This is a genomic window from Streptomyces sp. NPDC052236 (assembly GCF_044548015.1).
Classification (GTDB): Bacteria; Actinomycetota; Actinomycetes; order Streptomycetales; family Streptomycetaceae; genus Streptomyces.
Genome location: NZ_JBIUBL010000007.1, coordinates 175656 through 190005 on the forward strand (window position 1 = coordinate 175656; position 14350 = coordinate 190005).

At 68.7% G+C, this 14350-nt stretch carries 10 protein-coding genes; 4 read left to right on the top strand and 6 right to left on the bottom strand.

Translation table 11 applies throughout. The features are described from left to right. Window positions 1-40 precede the first annotated feature (40 nt). A complete protein-coding gene (gene uvrA, locus ACIHCQ_RS14605; protein ID WP_399661779.1) occupies window positions 41-3019 on the bottom strand; it encodes an excinuclease ABC subunit UvrA in 2979 nt (992 codons plus the stop codon). Between the two features lie 229 nt (window positions 3020-3248). Between uvrA and ACIHCQ_RS14610 the strand changes: the two genes are divergently transcribed. From ACIHCQ_RS14610 to ACIHCQ_RS14620, 3 genes are all read left to right on the top strand, one after another. Then, window positions 3249-3965 carry a maleylpyruvate isomerase family mycothiol-dependent enzyme gene (locus ACIHCQ_RS14610; protein WP_399661782.1) on the top strand — a complete coding sequence of 239 codons (717 nt, stop codon included), beginning with the start codon at window positions 3249-3251 and terminating at the stop codon, window positions 3963-3965. Between the two features lie 9 nt (window positions 3966-3974). Beyond that, window positions 3975-4631 (top strand): MBL fold metallo-hydrolase, encoded by a 657-nt coding sequence (locus tag ACIHCQ_RS14615; RefSeq protein WP_399661784.1) that lies wholly within the window; start codon window positions 3975-3977, stop codon window positions 4629-4631. A 90-nt stretch (window positions 4632-4721) separates the two neighbouring features. Then, on the top strand, window positions 4722-5807 hold the full coding sequence (locus ACIHCQ_RS14620; RefSeq protein WP_399661786.1) for a S66 peptidase family protein: 1086 nt from the start codon (window positions 4722-4724) through the stop codon (window positions 5805-5807). Window positions 5808-5874: 67 nt separating this feature from the next. Here the strand turns inward: ACIHCQ_RS14620 and ACIHCQ_RS14625 are convergent, their stop codons facing one another. The 5 genes from ACIHCQ_RS14625 to ACIHCQ_RS14645 all read right to left on the bottom strand — a co-directional run bounded on the left by ACIHCQ_RS14625 (window position 5875) and on the right by ACIHCQ_RS14645 (window position 13114). Further along, window positions 5875-6864, bottom strand: a complete 990-nt coding sequence (locus tag ACIHCQ_RS14625; protein ID WP_399661787.1) for a TerC family protein — start codon at window positions 6862-6864, stop codon at window positions 5875-5877. 224 nt (window positions 6865-7088) lie between these two features. Then, window positions 7089-9131 (bottom strand): TerD family protein, encoded by a 2043-nt coding sequence (locus ACIHCQ_RS14630; protein ID WP_399661789.1) that lies wholly within the window; start codon window positions 9129-9131, stop codon window positions 7089-7091. 105 nt (window positions 9132-9236) lie between these two features. Beyond that, window positions 9237-9818, bottom strand: coding sequence for a TerD family protein (locus tag ACIHCQ_RS14635; protein WP_399661791.1), 582 nt, complete (start codon window positions 9816-9818; stop codon window positions 9237-9239). A 130-nt stretch (window positions 9819-9948) separates the two neighbouring features. After that, window positions 9949-12087, bottom strand: coding sequence for an excinuclease ABC subunit UvrB (gene uvrB / locus ACIHCQ_RS14640; protein WP_399661793.1), 2139 nt, complete (start codon window positions 12085-12087; stop codon window positions 9949-9951). Window positions 12088-12205: 118 nt separating this feature from the next. Beyond that, a complete protein-coding gene (locus ACIHCQ_RS14645; protein ID WP_399661795.1) occupies window positions 12206-13114 on the bottom strand; it encodes an MHYT domain-containing protein in 909 nt (302 codons plus the stop codon). Window positions 13115-13416: 302 nt separating this feature from the next. On the opposite strand from ACIHCQ_RS14645, the gene ACIHCQ_RS14650 reads away from it, so the two are divergent. Next, window positions 13417-14313 carry a glycerophosphodiester phosphodiesterase gene (locus ACIHCQ_RS14650; RefSeq protein WP_399662036.1) on the top strand — a complete coding sequence of 299 codons (897 nt, stop codon included), beginning with the start codon at window positions 13417-13419 and terminating at the stop codon, window positions 14311-14313. Window positions 14314-14350 lie beyond the last annotated feature (37 nt).

The window sequence follows — 14350 nt, forward strand, 5'->3', positions numbered from 1 at the left end:
GCGATTGAGGCGCGCGGGTTCGGGGGCAGCGCCCCCGACCTCAGGCCTTGCGGGCCCTGGCGATCCGCGTCGTCGCCGCCTTCCTCACCGGCACCCCGTCCGCCGCCGCCGTCTTCCTGACCGCCACCTTCTTCGCGGCCTTGCGCGCCGGCGGCACCACCGCGTCGCTGATCCGGTCCGCGTCCAGGATGTCCCGCAGGAACTTGCCGGTGTGGCTGGTCGGGACCCCCGCGACCTGCTCCGGGGTGCCTTCGGCTATGACCAGGCCACCGCCGTTGCCCCCCTCCGGGCCCATGTCGACCACCCAGTCGGCGACCTTGATCACATCGAGGTTGTGCTCGATGACGATGACGGTGTTGCCCTTGTCGACCAGGCCCGACAGCACGGTGATCAGCTTGCTGATGTCCTCGAAGTGCAGACCGGTCGTCGGCTCGTCCAGGACGTAGACCGTGCGGCCGGTGGAACGCTTCTGGAGCTCCGAGGCCAGCTTCACCCGCTGCGCCTCGCCGCCCGAGAGCGTCGGCGCGGACTGGCCGAGGCGGACATACCCGAGGCCGACCTCGTTCAGCGTCTTCAGATGGCGCGAGATCGTGGGAACGGCTTCGAAGAAGCCCAGCGCCTCCTCGATCGGCATGTCCAGCACTTCGGCGATGGACTTGCCCTTGTAGTGGACGTCCAGGGTCTCGCGGTTGTAGCGCGCTCCGTGGCAGACCTCGCACGGGACGTACACGTCCGGCAGGAAGTTCATCTCGATCTTGATGGTGCCGTCGCCGGAGCAGTTCTCGCAGCGGCCGCCCTTGACGTTGAAGGAGAACCGGCCGGGGAGGTAGCCCCGGACCTTGGCCTCCATCGTCTCCGCGAAGAGCTTGCGCACATGGTCGAAGACGCCGGTGTACGTGGCCGGGTTGGACCGGGGCGTACGGCCGATGGGCGACTGGTCGACGTGCACCACCTTGTCGACCAGGTCGTCGCCCGCGACCCGGGTGTGGCGGCCGGGCACCGACTTCGCGCCGTTCAGTTCGCGCGCGAGGTGGGTGTAGAGGATGTCGTTGACCAGCGTCGACTTGCCGGAGCCCGAGACGCCGGTGACCGCCGACAGCACGCCCAGCGGGAAGGACACATCGATGTCGCGCAGGTTGTTCTCGCGCGCGCCGTGGACGGTGAGCTGCCGTGCCGGGTCGGTGGGCCTGCGGATCTCGGGCGTCGGGATGGACCGCTTCCCCGACAGGTACTGCCCGGTGATCGACTCCTTGTTGGTCAGCAGGTCCTTCAGCGCACCGGAGTGCACCACCCTGCCGCCGTGCTCGCCCGCGCCGGGGCCGATGTCGACCACCCAGTCGGCGACCTTGATGGTGTCCTCGTCGTGCTCCACGACGATGAGCGTGTTGCCCATGTCACGCAGCCGGACGAGGGTCTCGATGAGGCGGTGGTTGTCGCGCTGGTGCAGGCCGATGGACGGCTCGTCCAGTACGTACAACACGCCGACCAGGCCGGAGCCGATCTGGGTGGCGAGCCGGATGCGCTGGGCCTCGCCGCCGGAGAGCGTGCCTGCCGCGCGGTTCAGCGAGAGGTAGTCGAGGCCCACGTCGACCAGGAACTTCAGCCGTTCGTTGACCTCCTTGAGCACTCGCTCCGCGATCTTCTTGTCGCGGGTGTTCAGCTTGAGCCGGCCCAGGAAGTCCGCGCATTCGCTGATCGACATCGCGGCGACCGCGGCGATGGACTTCTCCATCACCGTGACCGCGAGGACGATCGGTTTCAGCCGGGTGCCTTCGCAGGTCGGGCAGTCCACCTGGCGCATATAACCCTCGAAGCGCTCCCTGCTGGAGTCGCTCTCGGCCTCGGTGTGCCGCCGCTTGACGAACTGGACAGCACCCTCGAAGGCGGGGGTGGTGTACGCGCGCTCCCTGCCGTATCTGTTGCGGTAGCGGACCTCGACCTGGGTCTTGTGCCCGTAGAGCAGGGCCTTCTTGGCGCGCTGCGGCAGCCCGGCCCAGGGCATGTCGGTGGAGAAGCCGAGGGCCTGCGCGAGGCCGCCGATCATCCGTCCGAAGTACTCCTTGGTGTGGCCGTGCGACCAGGGGTGGATCGCGCCCTCGTCGAGGGACTTCTCCACGTCCGGGACGATCAGCTCGGGGTCCACCTCCATGCGGGTGCCGATGCCCGTGCAGTCGGGGCAGGCGCCGAAGGGGGAGTTGAAGGAGAAGGAGCGGGGCTCCAGCTCCTCGAAAGAGAGGTCGTCGTACGCGCAGTAGAGGTGCTCGGAGAACATCCGCTCGCGCTCGGGGTCGTCCTCGGGGAGGTCCACGAAGTCGAGCACGACCATGCCGCCGGAGAGGCCGAGCGCGGTCTCGACCGAGTCGGTCAGCCGCCGCTTGGCGCTGTCCTTGACGGTGAGGCGGTCGATGACCACCTCGATGGTGTGCTTCTCCTGCTTCTTCAGGGTGGGCGGCTCGGCGAGCTGAATGGTCTGCCCGTCCACCCGCGCCCTGCTGTATCCCTTGGTCTGCAGATCTGCGAAGAGATCGACGAACTCGCCCTTGCGCTCGCGCACGAGCGGCGAGAGCACCTGGAAGCGGCTGCCCTCGGGCAGCTCCAGCACCCGGTCCACGATGGCCTGCGGCGACTGGCGCGCGATGGGCCTGCCGCACTCGGGGCAGTGCGGCTTGCCGATACGGGCGAAGAGCAGCCGCAGATAGTCGTAGACCTCGGTGATGGTGCCGACCGTCGAGCGCGGGTTGCGCGAGGTCGACTTCTGGTCGATGGAGACGGCCGGGGAGAGGCCTTCGATGAAGTCGACGTCCGGCTTGTCCATCTGGCCCAGGAACTGCCGGGCGTAGGAGGAGAGCGACTCGACGTACCGGCGCTGCCCCTCGGCGAAGATCGTGTCGAACGCGAGGGACGACTTGCCCGACCCCGAGAGCCCGGTGAAGACGATGAGGGAGTCACGCGGGAGGTCGAGCGAGACGTTCTTGAGATTGTGCTCGCGAGCGCCACGAACGATGAGACGGTCGGCCACGCCGGTCCGCACCTTTCTTGAGAGATTTCTGGAGAGAAGTCTTGAGAGAAGCGGGAGCACAGCCCCCGCCCAGACTAGGGGGGCCGTCGGATTCGGATCCCGGCTTTGAATCGGCTGCTGCCAACCAAGGATGCCGGATGCTTCCGACGAGCCTATAGCACGCACATTCGAATTACGGCCACACCGAGACAGCTTCACCCGATCGTGTGGCGCGACTATCGTCGGCACCATGATCGATCCCCTGCGCGACCTGGACTCTGTACGCAAAGCCACCGACCGGCTCCTCGCCGCTGCGGCCTCCATGGAGGATTCCCGCGCCGCCGAGCCGTCGCTGCTGCCCGGCTGGAGCCGACGTCATGTATTGGCTCATATCTCCCGTAACGCCGACGCGCTCGTAAATGTTCTCGAAGGCCGCCCGATGTATGCGAGCGCCGAGGCGCGCGACGCCGACATCGAACGGGACGCATCGCGTCCGCTGGCCGTCCAGCTCGCCGACGTACGCGACAGCGCCGCCCGTCTCCAGGCCGCGGGCGCCGCCTTCGCCGACTGGAACCGCACCGTCGAGCTGCGCAACGGCGTGCGGGACGCCGCGGCCCGCATCCCGTTCCGCCGCCTCGCCGAGGTGGAGCTGCACCATGTGGATCTGGGGCTCGGCTACGAGCTGGAGGATCTGCCGGAGGAGTTCACGGGGCGGGAGATCGCCATGCTCGCGGAGCGCTTCACGGGCAACGCGAACGTCCCGCCGACCCGGCTCGTCGCGACCGGCGAGGCCGCCGGGGACGTCTCCGGGGACGTCTCCGGGGAGTGGCGCACCGGCGGTACGGAAGGCGACCCGGTCACGGTCTCAGGACCCGCCCCGGCGCTGCTGGGCTGGCTCTCCGGGCGGCGCGAGGGCACGGCTCTGGAGACCGCCGGAGCCCCGCTGCCGGCGCTGCCTCCGCTATAGGCTGACCCCATGACCTACAGCGGTGTGGTGAAGGTCGGCGGCCCGGCCGATGTGCATGAGCTGACGGACCTGATGATCTCCAAGGTCGCGGTCGGCCCGATGGACAACAACAGCTATCTGCTGCGCTGCCGGGCCACCGGTGAGCAGCTGCTGATCGACGCGGCCAACGAGCCCGAGACCCTGCTCCATCTGATCGGCGACGACTCCATCGCGTCCGTCGTCACCACGCACCGCCACGGCGACCACTGGCAGGCGCTGGCCGAGGTCGTCGAGGCGACCGGCGCCCGCACCTACGCCGGCCGCTACGACGCCGAGGGCATCCCGGTCCCCACGGATGCGCCGGTCGACGACGGGGACACGATCCGGGTCGGCCGCGTCGAGCTGACCGCGCGCCGTCTCGTGGGCCATACGCCGGGCTCGATCGCTCTCATCTACGACGACCCGCACGGGCCCCCGCACGTCTTCACCGGGGACTGCCTCTTCCCTGGCGGGGTGGGCAACACCCGGAAGGACCCTGCGGCATTCGCGAGCCTGATCAGCGACGTGGAGACCAAGCTCTTCGGCGCCCTCCCGGACGAGACGTGGGTCTACCCGGGCCATGGCAAGGACACAACGCTGGGCGCCGAGCGGCCGCATCTGCCGGAGTGGCGCGAGCGCGGCTGGTAGCCACGGGCGCGGCGGGGCAGTGACTCCGCCCGAGGCGCGGGCCGGAAATTCCCGGCGGCGCCCCGGGGGCTCGCCGTAGTCTCCGGGCGCATGGAGACGCCCGTGTACCCGCCCAAGCCCCGCCCCGGTGACCGGATTGGTGTGATCTCGCCGTCCAGTGGGTTGCCGGGGCTGCTCCCGCTTCCGTACGAACTGGGGCTCCAGCGGCTGGAGCGGGACTTCGGGCTGGTGCCCGTCGAGTACCCGGCGACGCGGAAGCCGGGGGCGAGCGCGCGGGAGCGGGCCGATGACATCCATGCCGCCTTCGGGGACCCGTCCGTGAAGGCCGTGATCGCGAGCATCGGCGGCGACGACGAGATCACCGTACTGCCGCTGCTGGACCGGGAACTGATCCGGGCCAACCCGAAGCCTTTCTTCGGCTACAGCGACAACACCAATCTGCTGGCCTGGCTGTGGAACACCGGCATCGTCGGCTTCCACGGCGCGACCGTGATGGGCGAACTGGGGCGGCCTGGGGCAATGAACCCACTGACCGCCGACTCGCTGCGGGCCGCGCTGTTCACCCCGGGGTCCTACGAGCTGCGGCCCGCCGAGCGGTTCCGCGATGTGGACCGCGACTGGGCCGACCCTGCGACGTTCACGGCGGAGCCGGAGACCCGGCCGGGCGGCGGCTGGAGCTGGTACGGGCCCGGGGGGAGCGAGCCGGTGGCACCCCTCGTAAAGAGCTCGGGAACGGTTGTGGAAGGCCGCAGTTGGGGCGGCAACCTGGAGGTGCTGTCCGGGCTGCTGATGGCTGACCGTGAGATCCGGGCCGACCTCTCCGCATACGACGGGTGTGTGCTGTTCCTGGAGACTTCCGAGGAGCTGCCGCGCGCCACCGAGGTATTCCGGATTCTGCGGAACATGGGTGAGCGCGGGCTGCTGCGGCGCTTCCCGGCGCTACTGATGGGCCGCCCCAAGACCTGGTCCTTCGAGCAGCCCAACGACCGAACTGCGGCGGCGCGCTACGCCACCGAGCAGCGCGCGGCGGTCCAGCGCGGGCTGACGGAATACGCACCGGAGACGATGGCCGTCTTCGACGTCGACTTCGGCCACACCGACCCTCAGCTGGTCATCCCTTACGGCGGACTGGTCCGTGTCGACGGTCCGAACCGCCGGATCACCGTCACCTACTGAGCCCCGGGGTACGGGCGTACGGGCGCGGGCATTCCCCGCGCCCGTACGCCCCGGAAGGCCGCTGCCGTCAGACCTCGACGGCGTCCTTCTCGGCCTCCTCGGCCGCTTCGCGCTGGGCCTGCCGCTTGGAGGCGATCAGGCTGGTGATCGTGGTGATGACGAGCACGCCACAGATGACGCTCAGCGAGAACGGGATCGATATCTCGGGGACATGCACCCCGTTCTCGTGCAGGGCGTGCAGCACCAGCTTGACGCCGATGAAGCCGAGAATCACCGACAGGCCGTAGCTGAGGTGGACCAGCTTCCTGAGCAGTCCGCCGATGAGGAAGTACAGCTGGCGCAGCCCCATCAGGGCGAAGGCGTTGGCGGTGAAGACGATGTACGGGTCCTGGGTCAGGCCGAAGATCGCGGGTATGGAGTCCAGCGCGAAAAGCACATCGGTGGTGCCGATGGCGAGCATGACGACCATCAGCGGGGTCAGCACGCGCTTGCCGTTGTTCCGGATGAAGAGCTTCGTGCCGTGGTACCTGTCGGCGACGCCGAAGCGGCTCTCGATGGACTTGAGGAGTCGGTTCTCCTCGAACTCCTCCTCTTCGTCGCCGGAGCGCGCCTCCTGGATGAGCTTCCAGGCGGTGTAGATGAGGAACGCGCCGAAGATGTAGAAGACCCAGGAGAAGTTGGCGATGACCGCGGCGCCGGCGGCGATGAATATCGCGCGCAGCACAAGGGCGATCAGCACACCGATCAGCAGCACCCGCTGCTGAAGGTGGGAGGGCACCGAGAACTTCGCCATGATGAGGACGAAGACGAAGAGGTTGTCGACGCTGAGCGACTTCTCGGTGATGAAGCCCGCGAAGAACTCGCCCGACGCCTGGCTGTTGCCCGCTATCAGCAGGCCGAGGCCGAAGAGTACGGCCAGCACGATCCAGACGACGGTCCAGATTCCGGCTTCCTTGATCGACACGTCATGCGGCTTGCGCCCGATGAAGAAGTCGATTGCGATCAGAGCGCTGAGGCCAAAAATGGTCAGCGCCCACAGGGTCCATGAAACGTCCACTGCGCCTCCGGCGTCGTACGGCTACTTGATCAGCGTCGTCGCTGCCGGAGGTCTCTTCCACCCGGGCCGCTTCCGCCGCACCACGGGCCGACGCCCCGGGACCGATATCGGTCCGTATTGACGGGAACGCCGCAGTCGGGAGTACTCCCCTCCGCACCAAGAACAGTACACGAAAGACCCATGGAAGGTAAAGGGGTTGGTAAAGCACTCCTCAAGTGCGCAGGTCAGCGGCGCCAGGTGCGACGGGCGACGGTCACCTGATCGAGTACCTGCCGGAGCACGCCGCTGCCCGGGGGCACCCGGAGCGGTTCGTACGTCCAGGCGTGACCGACCCACGGATCGGCGAGGTGGTCGTCGGCCACCGGCGTGATGCGCAGCAGGGAGCGCCAGAGCGGGTCGAGCACCGGCCCGTACGCGCTCGCGTCCTCACGGTCCGCGACCATCATGAGGTGGACGCCGACCGCCGGGCCCTCGTCGGCGAGGTAGCGCAGCTGAGTGACCGCGCGGTCGTCGAAGCCGTGCGGGAAGTCATTGACGATCAGCAGCTGCTCGGCCGTGTCCAGGTCGGGCGGGAGCGAGTCGGCCGCGCCGCCGCGCACCGCCATCGTCACCAGGTCCACGCGCTGAGTCAGTTTGGCCAGGACGGCGCTCACGCCCTGGGCACCGGCTGCCGGAGGGCCGTCCAGCGCCCCGGAGTCGACCAGCGGGGCGAGCGAGCGGGCCGCCGTGCCCGCGGGATCGATGACATGGACCGTGAACTCGCCCGGCGGATAGACCGCGAGCAGCCGGGCGGCGTGCGCCACCGCGGCGTCCAGGGCGAGTGTGCGCAGCTGCGCCTCGTCCAGCAGCATCGCCGCCTCGGAATGGGAGCGTCCGCTGTCCACCCACAGTCCGCGCTCCAGCGGCAGCCGCACCAGGAACGGGATCCGCACCTCCGGGCTCTCGGGGAGGTGGAGATCGCCGAGGCGCAGCGCCATCGGGATCTCCATGGGCACGCGGTACGCGTGCCAGGCGGGGTTGTCCCAGCGGGCGAAGGCGGGCGGGAGGGCGGGCTCGACGACGGCGCTCTCGGCGACCAGCTGGGCCACATCGCGGTCGAGTACTTGGCGGGCCTGTTCCGTCAGCTGCTCGTACTTGGCGCGGGCCGCTTCGCGGGCGGCGTTGCCCGTGCCGCCGATGCGGCTGCGCGGATCGGACAGGACCTTGTCGAGCTCCTTCTCCATCCGGGACTCGGCGAATTCGACCGCGCTGCGGTACGCGGCGATGGAGCGGGCCAGGTCCTCGAACATGCCCCAGACCTGGTTGTACAGCCGCTCCTCCATCGACCAGCCGCTGGCGTCGCCCGCGACGGGAGTGGCGGGCTGTCCGGGCCGGGCGGGCGGCGCGACCGGGGGCGGCGACGGAGGCGCGACGGCGGGCCGGCGGCGCGGGTGGGCGTAGTTGACGGGCCCACTGGGGCCCGACGAGGGGCTCTGCGCGGGACCGGCCGGACCCCCGGGTGTTCCGGCGGCTGTTCCGGGCTGCGGACCGGCGGCCGGGATGCCGTCGGGAACCGTCGCGTCGGCTCCCGGTCCGGTGGGCGAAGCGGGCGAGGTGGGCGAAGTGGGCGAAGTGGGCGAAGTGGGCACGGACGGCGCGGAAGACGTGGCCGGCGTGGAAGGCGTAGGGAACGCTCCGTCCGAGCCGTGTGTACGCAGCTGAGCCGGCTCGGGCCGGGCGACGCGCGGCACTGCCGTCCGCTGGATGCTCGCGGCCGTCTCGCGCGCCCTGGCCACCCCTTGGTCGCCGAGCAGCTCCGCGAGCCCGCCCGCGTACCCCTGACCGACGGCGCGTACCTTCCAGGCGCCCTGGCGCCGGTACAGCTCAACCGCCACGACGGCGGTCTCGGCGTCGAGGCCGGTGATGGTGAAGCTGGCCAGTTCGGCGTCGCCCTGGCCGATGACCGCCACGAAGGGGGCCGCGGAGGCGCCGAAGTGGGCGGGACCGCCATTGCCTTCGGGGAGCGCGAGCACCACATTCACCTGGTGCACAGCCGCGGGCACCGCGTCCAGATCGATGGTGTACCGGGGGGAGTCGCCGGCACTCCGGGGTACCTCGACGCCCGGCAGCGAGGGGGCGCCCGGGTGGGCGATCAGCTCCTCGCTGATGGTCCCCCGCTCGTCGGCGCAGGTGGCGCAGGCAACGACCGGATGGCCTGCCGACACCCTTATCTCCAGGTGGGTGTCGGGCAAGGGGTGGTTCTGCCCCCGGACCAGTTCGGCCGTCATCGCCTCTGTCCCCTCAGTGCTGTGCGGTGCTCGGTGGTGGTCATTGGTGCAGCTCCCGGCGGCCTGCTGCCTCCGGGAGCTGCGTGTTCTTCCGTACGACGTTGCCTACAGGACCGGCAGGATCGACGGCATCAGATCCTGGAAGGTACGGCCGTTGGCCGGGGTGCCGATGGCCGTCATCTGCCAGCCGCCGCCCACGCGGTGCACCTTCGCCATGATCTGCGCGGTGTACTGGCCGCCGCCGTCGAGCGTGTAGCGGGCGAGCTCCTGGCCGTTGGTCTCGTCGATGATGCGGCAGAAAGCGTTCTGCACTTCCTGGAACGTCTGGCCGGTGAAGGAGTTCACCGTGAAGACGATCTGATCTATGTGGACCGGCACGCGCGGCAGGTCGACCAGGATCGCCTCGTCGTCGCCGCCGTTGGAGCCCGCTCCGCCGACCAGGTTGTCACCGGTGTGCTTGACCGAGCCGTCGTCGCTGATGAGGTGGCGGAAGAAGACCACGTCCACCGGCTGCTTGTCCGCGAACAGCACCGCCGAGGCGTCCAGGTCGATTTCCCGGGTGCGTGAGCCGAACAGACCGCGGCGCGGCGCCGCCTGCCAGCCGAGCCCCATCCGCACCGCGGTGAGAGTGCCCCCGTCGCTCTTCTGCAGGCTGATGGCCTGACCCTTGGTCATGTTGACCGTCACGCGCAGTCCCCTTCTCACGAATTGCGTCCGCCATGTATGCGGTTGCCATGCACCCTACGCAGTGACTCCGGTCACGCAGCACAGTTGGCTCACTATTGTGTCGCTCTTGAAACACACCAGGTGCGCGGGGTCAGGCGAGGCCCGCCTCCTTCATCTGCCGCAGTTCCTTCTTCAACTCCCCCACCTCGTCGCGCAGACGTGCCGCGATCTCGAACTGCAGGTCGGCGGCGGCGGCTCGCATCCGCTCGGTCATCTCCTCGATGATCCCGGCCAGTTCGGCCGCGGGGCGGTCGGAGAGCACGTCGCCCTTCTTGCCGGCCTTTCCTGCCTTGCCCGCCCTGCCGCCGAGCGCCGGGACCGGGGCCTTGGCTCCCTTGCCCGGCTGTTCGGCCTTCGCCTGCCGGTAGCCGCTGCCGAGCAGCTCCTCGGTGTCGATCTCCTCGCGCGCGATGGTCGCGACAATGTCGTTGATCTTCTTCCGGAGCGGCTGCGGGTCGAGGCCGCGCTCGGTGTTGTACGCGACCTGCTTCTCCCGGCGTCGGTTGGTTTCGTCGATGGCCTGTGCCATCGCCGGGGTGATGGTGTCCGCGTACATATGGACCTGGCCGGAGACATTGCGCGCCGCGCGGCCGATGGTCTGGATCAGCGAGGTGCCGGAGCGCAGGAAGCCCTGCTTGTCGGCGTCGAGGATGGCCACCAGCGAGACCTCCGGGAGGTCGAGGCCCTCACGCAGCAGGTTGATGCCGACCAGGACGTCGTACTCACCGGAACGCAGTTCGCGCAGCAGCTCGACCCGGCGCAGGGTGTCCACGTCGCTGTGCAGATACCGGACCTGGATGCCCAGTTCGAGGAAGTAGTCGGTGAGGTCCTCGGACATCTTCTTGGTGAGCGTGGTGACCAGGACACGCTCGTCCTTCTCGGTGCGCAGGCGGATTTCGTGCACCAGGTCGTCGATCTGGCCCTCGGTGGGCTTGACCACGACCTCCGGGTCGATGAGCCCGGTGGGGCGGATGATCTGCTCCACGAAACCGTTGCCGCGGGAGAGCTCGTACTTGCCGGGGGTGGCCGAGAGGTAGACCGTCTGCCCGATGCGCTGCTGGAACTCCTCCCACTTCAGCGGGCGGTTGTCGAGCGCGGACGGCAGCCGGAAGCCGTGGTCGACCAGGGTCCGCTTGCGGGAGGCGTCGCCCTCGTACATCGCGCCGATCTGCGGCACCGTGACATGTGACTCGTCGATGACGAGCAGGAAGTCCTCGGGGAAGTAGTCGATGAGGGTGTTGGGCGCGGTGCCGGGGTCGCGGTCGTCGAAGTGCATCGAGTAGTTCTCGACGCCGGAGCAGGAGCCGATCTGGCGGAGCATCTCGAGGTCGTAGGTGGTGCGCATGCGCAGGCGCTGGGACTCCAGCAGCTTGCCCTGCTTGTCCAGCTCGGCCAGGCGCTCCTCCAGCTCCTTCTCGATGCCCTTGACCGCCTTCTCCATGCGCTCCGGACCGGCCACATAGTGGCTGGCCGGGAAGACGTAGAGCGACTGGTCCTCGCTGATGATCTCGCCGGTCAGCGGGTGCAGGGTGGAGAGGGCCTCGATCTCGTCGCCGAACATCTCGATACGGACGGCGAGCTCCTCGTACACCGGGAAGATCTCGATGGTGTCGCCGCGGACCCGGAAGGTGCCGCGCGCGAACGCCACGTCATTGCGCGTGTACTGGATGTCGACAAAGCGGCGCAGCAGCTGGTCGCGGTCGATCTCGTCGCCGACCTTGAGCGAGACCATCCGGTCGACGTACTCCTGCGGGGTGCCGAGGCCGTAGATGCATGAGACGGAGGCGACCACGATGACATCTCGCCGGGTGAGCAGGGAGTTCGTCGCGGAGTGGCGCAGCCGCTCGACCTCCTCGTTGATCGAGGAGTCCTTCTCGATGTAGGTGTCCGACTGGGGGACGTACGCCTCGGGCTGGTAGTAGTCGTAGTACGAGACGAAGTACTCGACGGCGTTGTTCGGCAGGAGCTCGCGGAACTCGTTCGCCAGCTGGGCGGCCAGGGTTTTGTTCGGCGCCATGACGAGGGTGGGGCGCTGGAGCTTCTCGATCATCCAGGCGGTCGTGGCCGACTTTCCGGTGCCCGTGGCACCGAGCAGGACGACATCCTTCTCGCCCGCGCGGATACGCCGCTCCAGGTCGGCGATCGCCGCGGGCTGGTCGCCGCTGGGCTGGAAGGGACTGACGACCTCGAAAGGCGCCACCGTACGTTCGATCTTTGAAACTGGCCGCATGGAACCACCGTACGACCCACCACTGACAGCCGGGGTGATCGGTGCTCGATCGGCGATCGGTCGGTCGGCGATCGGTCGGCGGGCGATCAGCCGTGAGTGGTCGTCCCCCGGCGGCCGGTCACCAGTCGCTGGAGCGCGGAGATTCCCTGTGGGGAGCCTCCCTGTGGACCGCGGCGCGGCGCGGGGGCCGGGCGGGCGCCCAGCCGGCGGGGTCTCCGTACGACGGCTGCGGCCGGTGGGCGGGCACCCCGGGGCGGAGGTTCTTCGCCCCGTCGGACCGTTGCCAGTCCGGCTCGCCCATCACCAGCAGCGGGTCGAACATCACCACGACCGCGGCGAGCAGCAGAAAGACCGCCGGGCCGATCAGCATGGGCGCCAGCAGGGTGGCGGGCGAATCGGCCTCTCCGGCGGAGCCGGTCAGCCCGTGCAGGTGGACGCTGACCGCCGCCATCCCGGTGTAGTGCATGCCGCTCACGGCGATGCCCATCACCAGGCTGGCGCCGAGGCTCGCCAGGAAGCCATGGACCGACACGGCCGCCCAGAGCGCCGCGGTGGCGGCCACGACGGCGATCAAGACGGACAGGGCGACGGTCAGGGTGTCGTATTCGACACGCCCTTGCAGTCGTATGCCCGCCATACCGAGGTAGTGCATGGTGGCCACCCCGAGGCCGGTGATCGTGCCGCCGGTGACCAGGGCCATGGGAGTCGCGCCGCGGTAGCCGACGATGAAGATCCCGATGCCGACCATGACGATCGCGACGGCGAGGCTCGCGAAGGTGGTCGGTTTGTGGTAGGCGATCGGCGCCTCCGCGACGCTGAAGCCCATCATCGCGATGAAGTGCATGGTCCATATGCCTGAACCGATCGCGATCGCGCCGAGTGCGAGCCAGCCTGGTTTGAAAGATCGCCGGTTGCGGACCGACCTGGTGGTGCAGCGGAGGCCGAGTGCTCCGCCGAGGCACGCCATGATGTACGCCGCCACAGGTGTGACAAGGCCATAACTGAAACTGTCCACAGTCCCCTGCATGCCCGTTTGCCCCCTCGGTCCTGGTGATCCCGCGATCCCTGATGGAACGTCCGATATTTGGCTGAGGGTATGGCCCTGATCTCCGTAAGAAAACCTTGTACGGGCATTTGTCGACAAGGAAATCGACCCATGATGCGTTCTGCGTGCGTTCTGCATGTGTTCGGGTGTCTTCTGGACGACTGCGTTCACGTTGTGGCCACACTTCGCCTGTTCGTCGTTGGCGTACGGCTGCCACTCTCTGTCCCGTCCATGACATGACGACGTGAGGAATCCAGGTGTACGTACGTCCCGCCGCCACCGCGATGACCGCAGCCGTTCTGGGGGGCAGCGCCCTGGGAGTGACCGCGCTGCTCCTGACGGGCTCGGTGGCCGAGGCCGCCACAGCTCGGCCCTCCGCCTCTCAGGCCGCCAAGTCCGCCGACCCGCTGGTGTTCGCCCACCGGGGCGCCTCCGCGTACGCGCCCGAGAACACTCTCGCGGCGATCGACCTCGCCGACGACATGGGCTTCGCGTGGGTCGAGAACGACGTTCAGCGCACCAAGGACGGCGAGCTGGTTGTCGTACACGACGACTCGCTGGCGCGGACCACCGATGTGGAGCAGCGTTTTCCCGGCCGTTCCCCGTGGAAGGTCAAGGACTTCACCGCCGCGGAGATCGCCACGCTCGACGCCGGGAGCTGGTTCGGCGACAAGTGGGCGGGCGCGCGCGTGCCGATGCTGAAGCAGTATCTGAACCGGGTCGAGGACAACGGCCAGAAGCTGCTCCTGGAGATCAAGAAGCCCGAGCTCTACCCCGGCATCGAGAAGGACACGCTGCGGGTGCTGCGCCACGAGGGCTGGCTCGACCGCTCGCACGTCAAGCGGAAGCTGGTCATCCAGAGCTTCGGCGCGGACAGCGTGAAGGCGGTGCACCAGCAGCGGCCGGACGTCATCACCGGGTTCCTCGGCATGCCGGCGGTCGCCGATCTGCCGTCGTACGCGGTGTTCACCGACCAGATCAATCCGACGCACACCGCCCTGACCGCGGACTATGTGGCCGCGGTGCACCAGCTCAAGGGCGCGCACGGCAAGCGGCTGCAGGTCAACACCTGGACCGTGGACGATGCGGCGGGGACGGCGCGGGTGGACGGTTTCGGGGTGGACGGGATCATCACCAACAAGCCGGACGTCGTACGGGACGCGCTGAACCGAACGCACTGAACGGCCCTGAGCGGGCACTGAACCGGCGTTGTCAGTG

Excerpts from the sequence above, each read along its gene's own strand:
- ACIHCQ_RS14610 (WP_399661782.1), top strand. The coding sequence starts at position 3,249 with ATGATCGATCCCCTGCGCGACCTGGACTCTGTACGCAAAGCCACCGAC.
- ACIHCQ_RS14615 (WP_399661784.1), top strand. The coding sequence starts at position 3,975 with ATGACCTACAGCGGTGTGGTGAAGGTCGGCGGCCCGGCCGATGTGCAT.
- ACIHCQ_RS14620 (WP_399661786.1), top strand. The coding sequence starts at position 4,722 with ATGGAGACGCCCGTGTACCCGCCCAAGCCCCGCCCCGGTGACCGGATT.
- ACIHCQ_RS14630 (WP_399661789.1), bottom strand. The coding sequence starts at position 9,131 with ATGACGGCCGAACTGGTCCGGGGGCAGAACCACCCCTTGCCCGACACC.
- uvrB (WP_399661793.1), bottom strand. The coding sequence starts at position 12,087 with ATGCGGCCAGTTTCAAAGATCGAACGTACGGTGGCGCCTTTCGAGGTC.
- ACIHCQ_RS14645 (WP_399661795.1), bottom strand. The coding sequence starts at position 13,114 with ATGCAGGGGACTGTGGACAGTTTCAGTTATGGCCTTGTCACACCTGTG.
- ACIHCQ_RS14650 (WP_399662036.1), top strand. The coding sequence starts at position 13,417 with ATGACCGCAGCCGTTCTGGGGGGCAGCGCCCTGGGAGTGACCGCGCTG.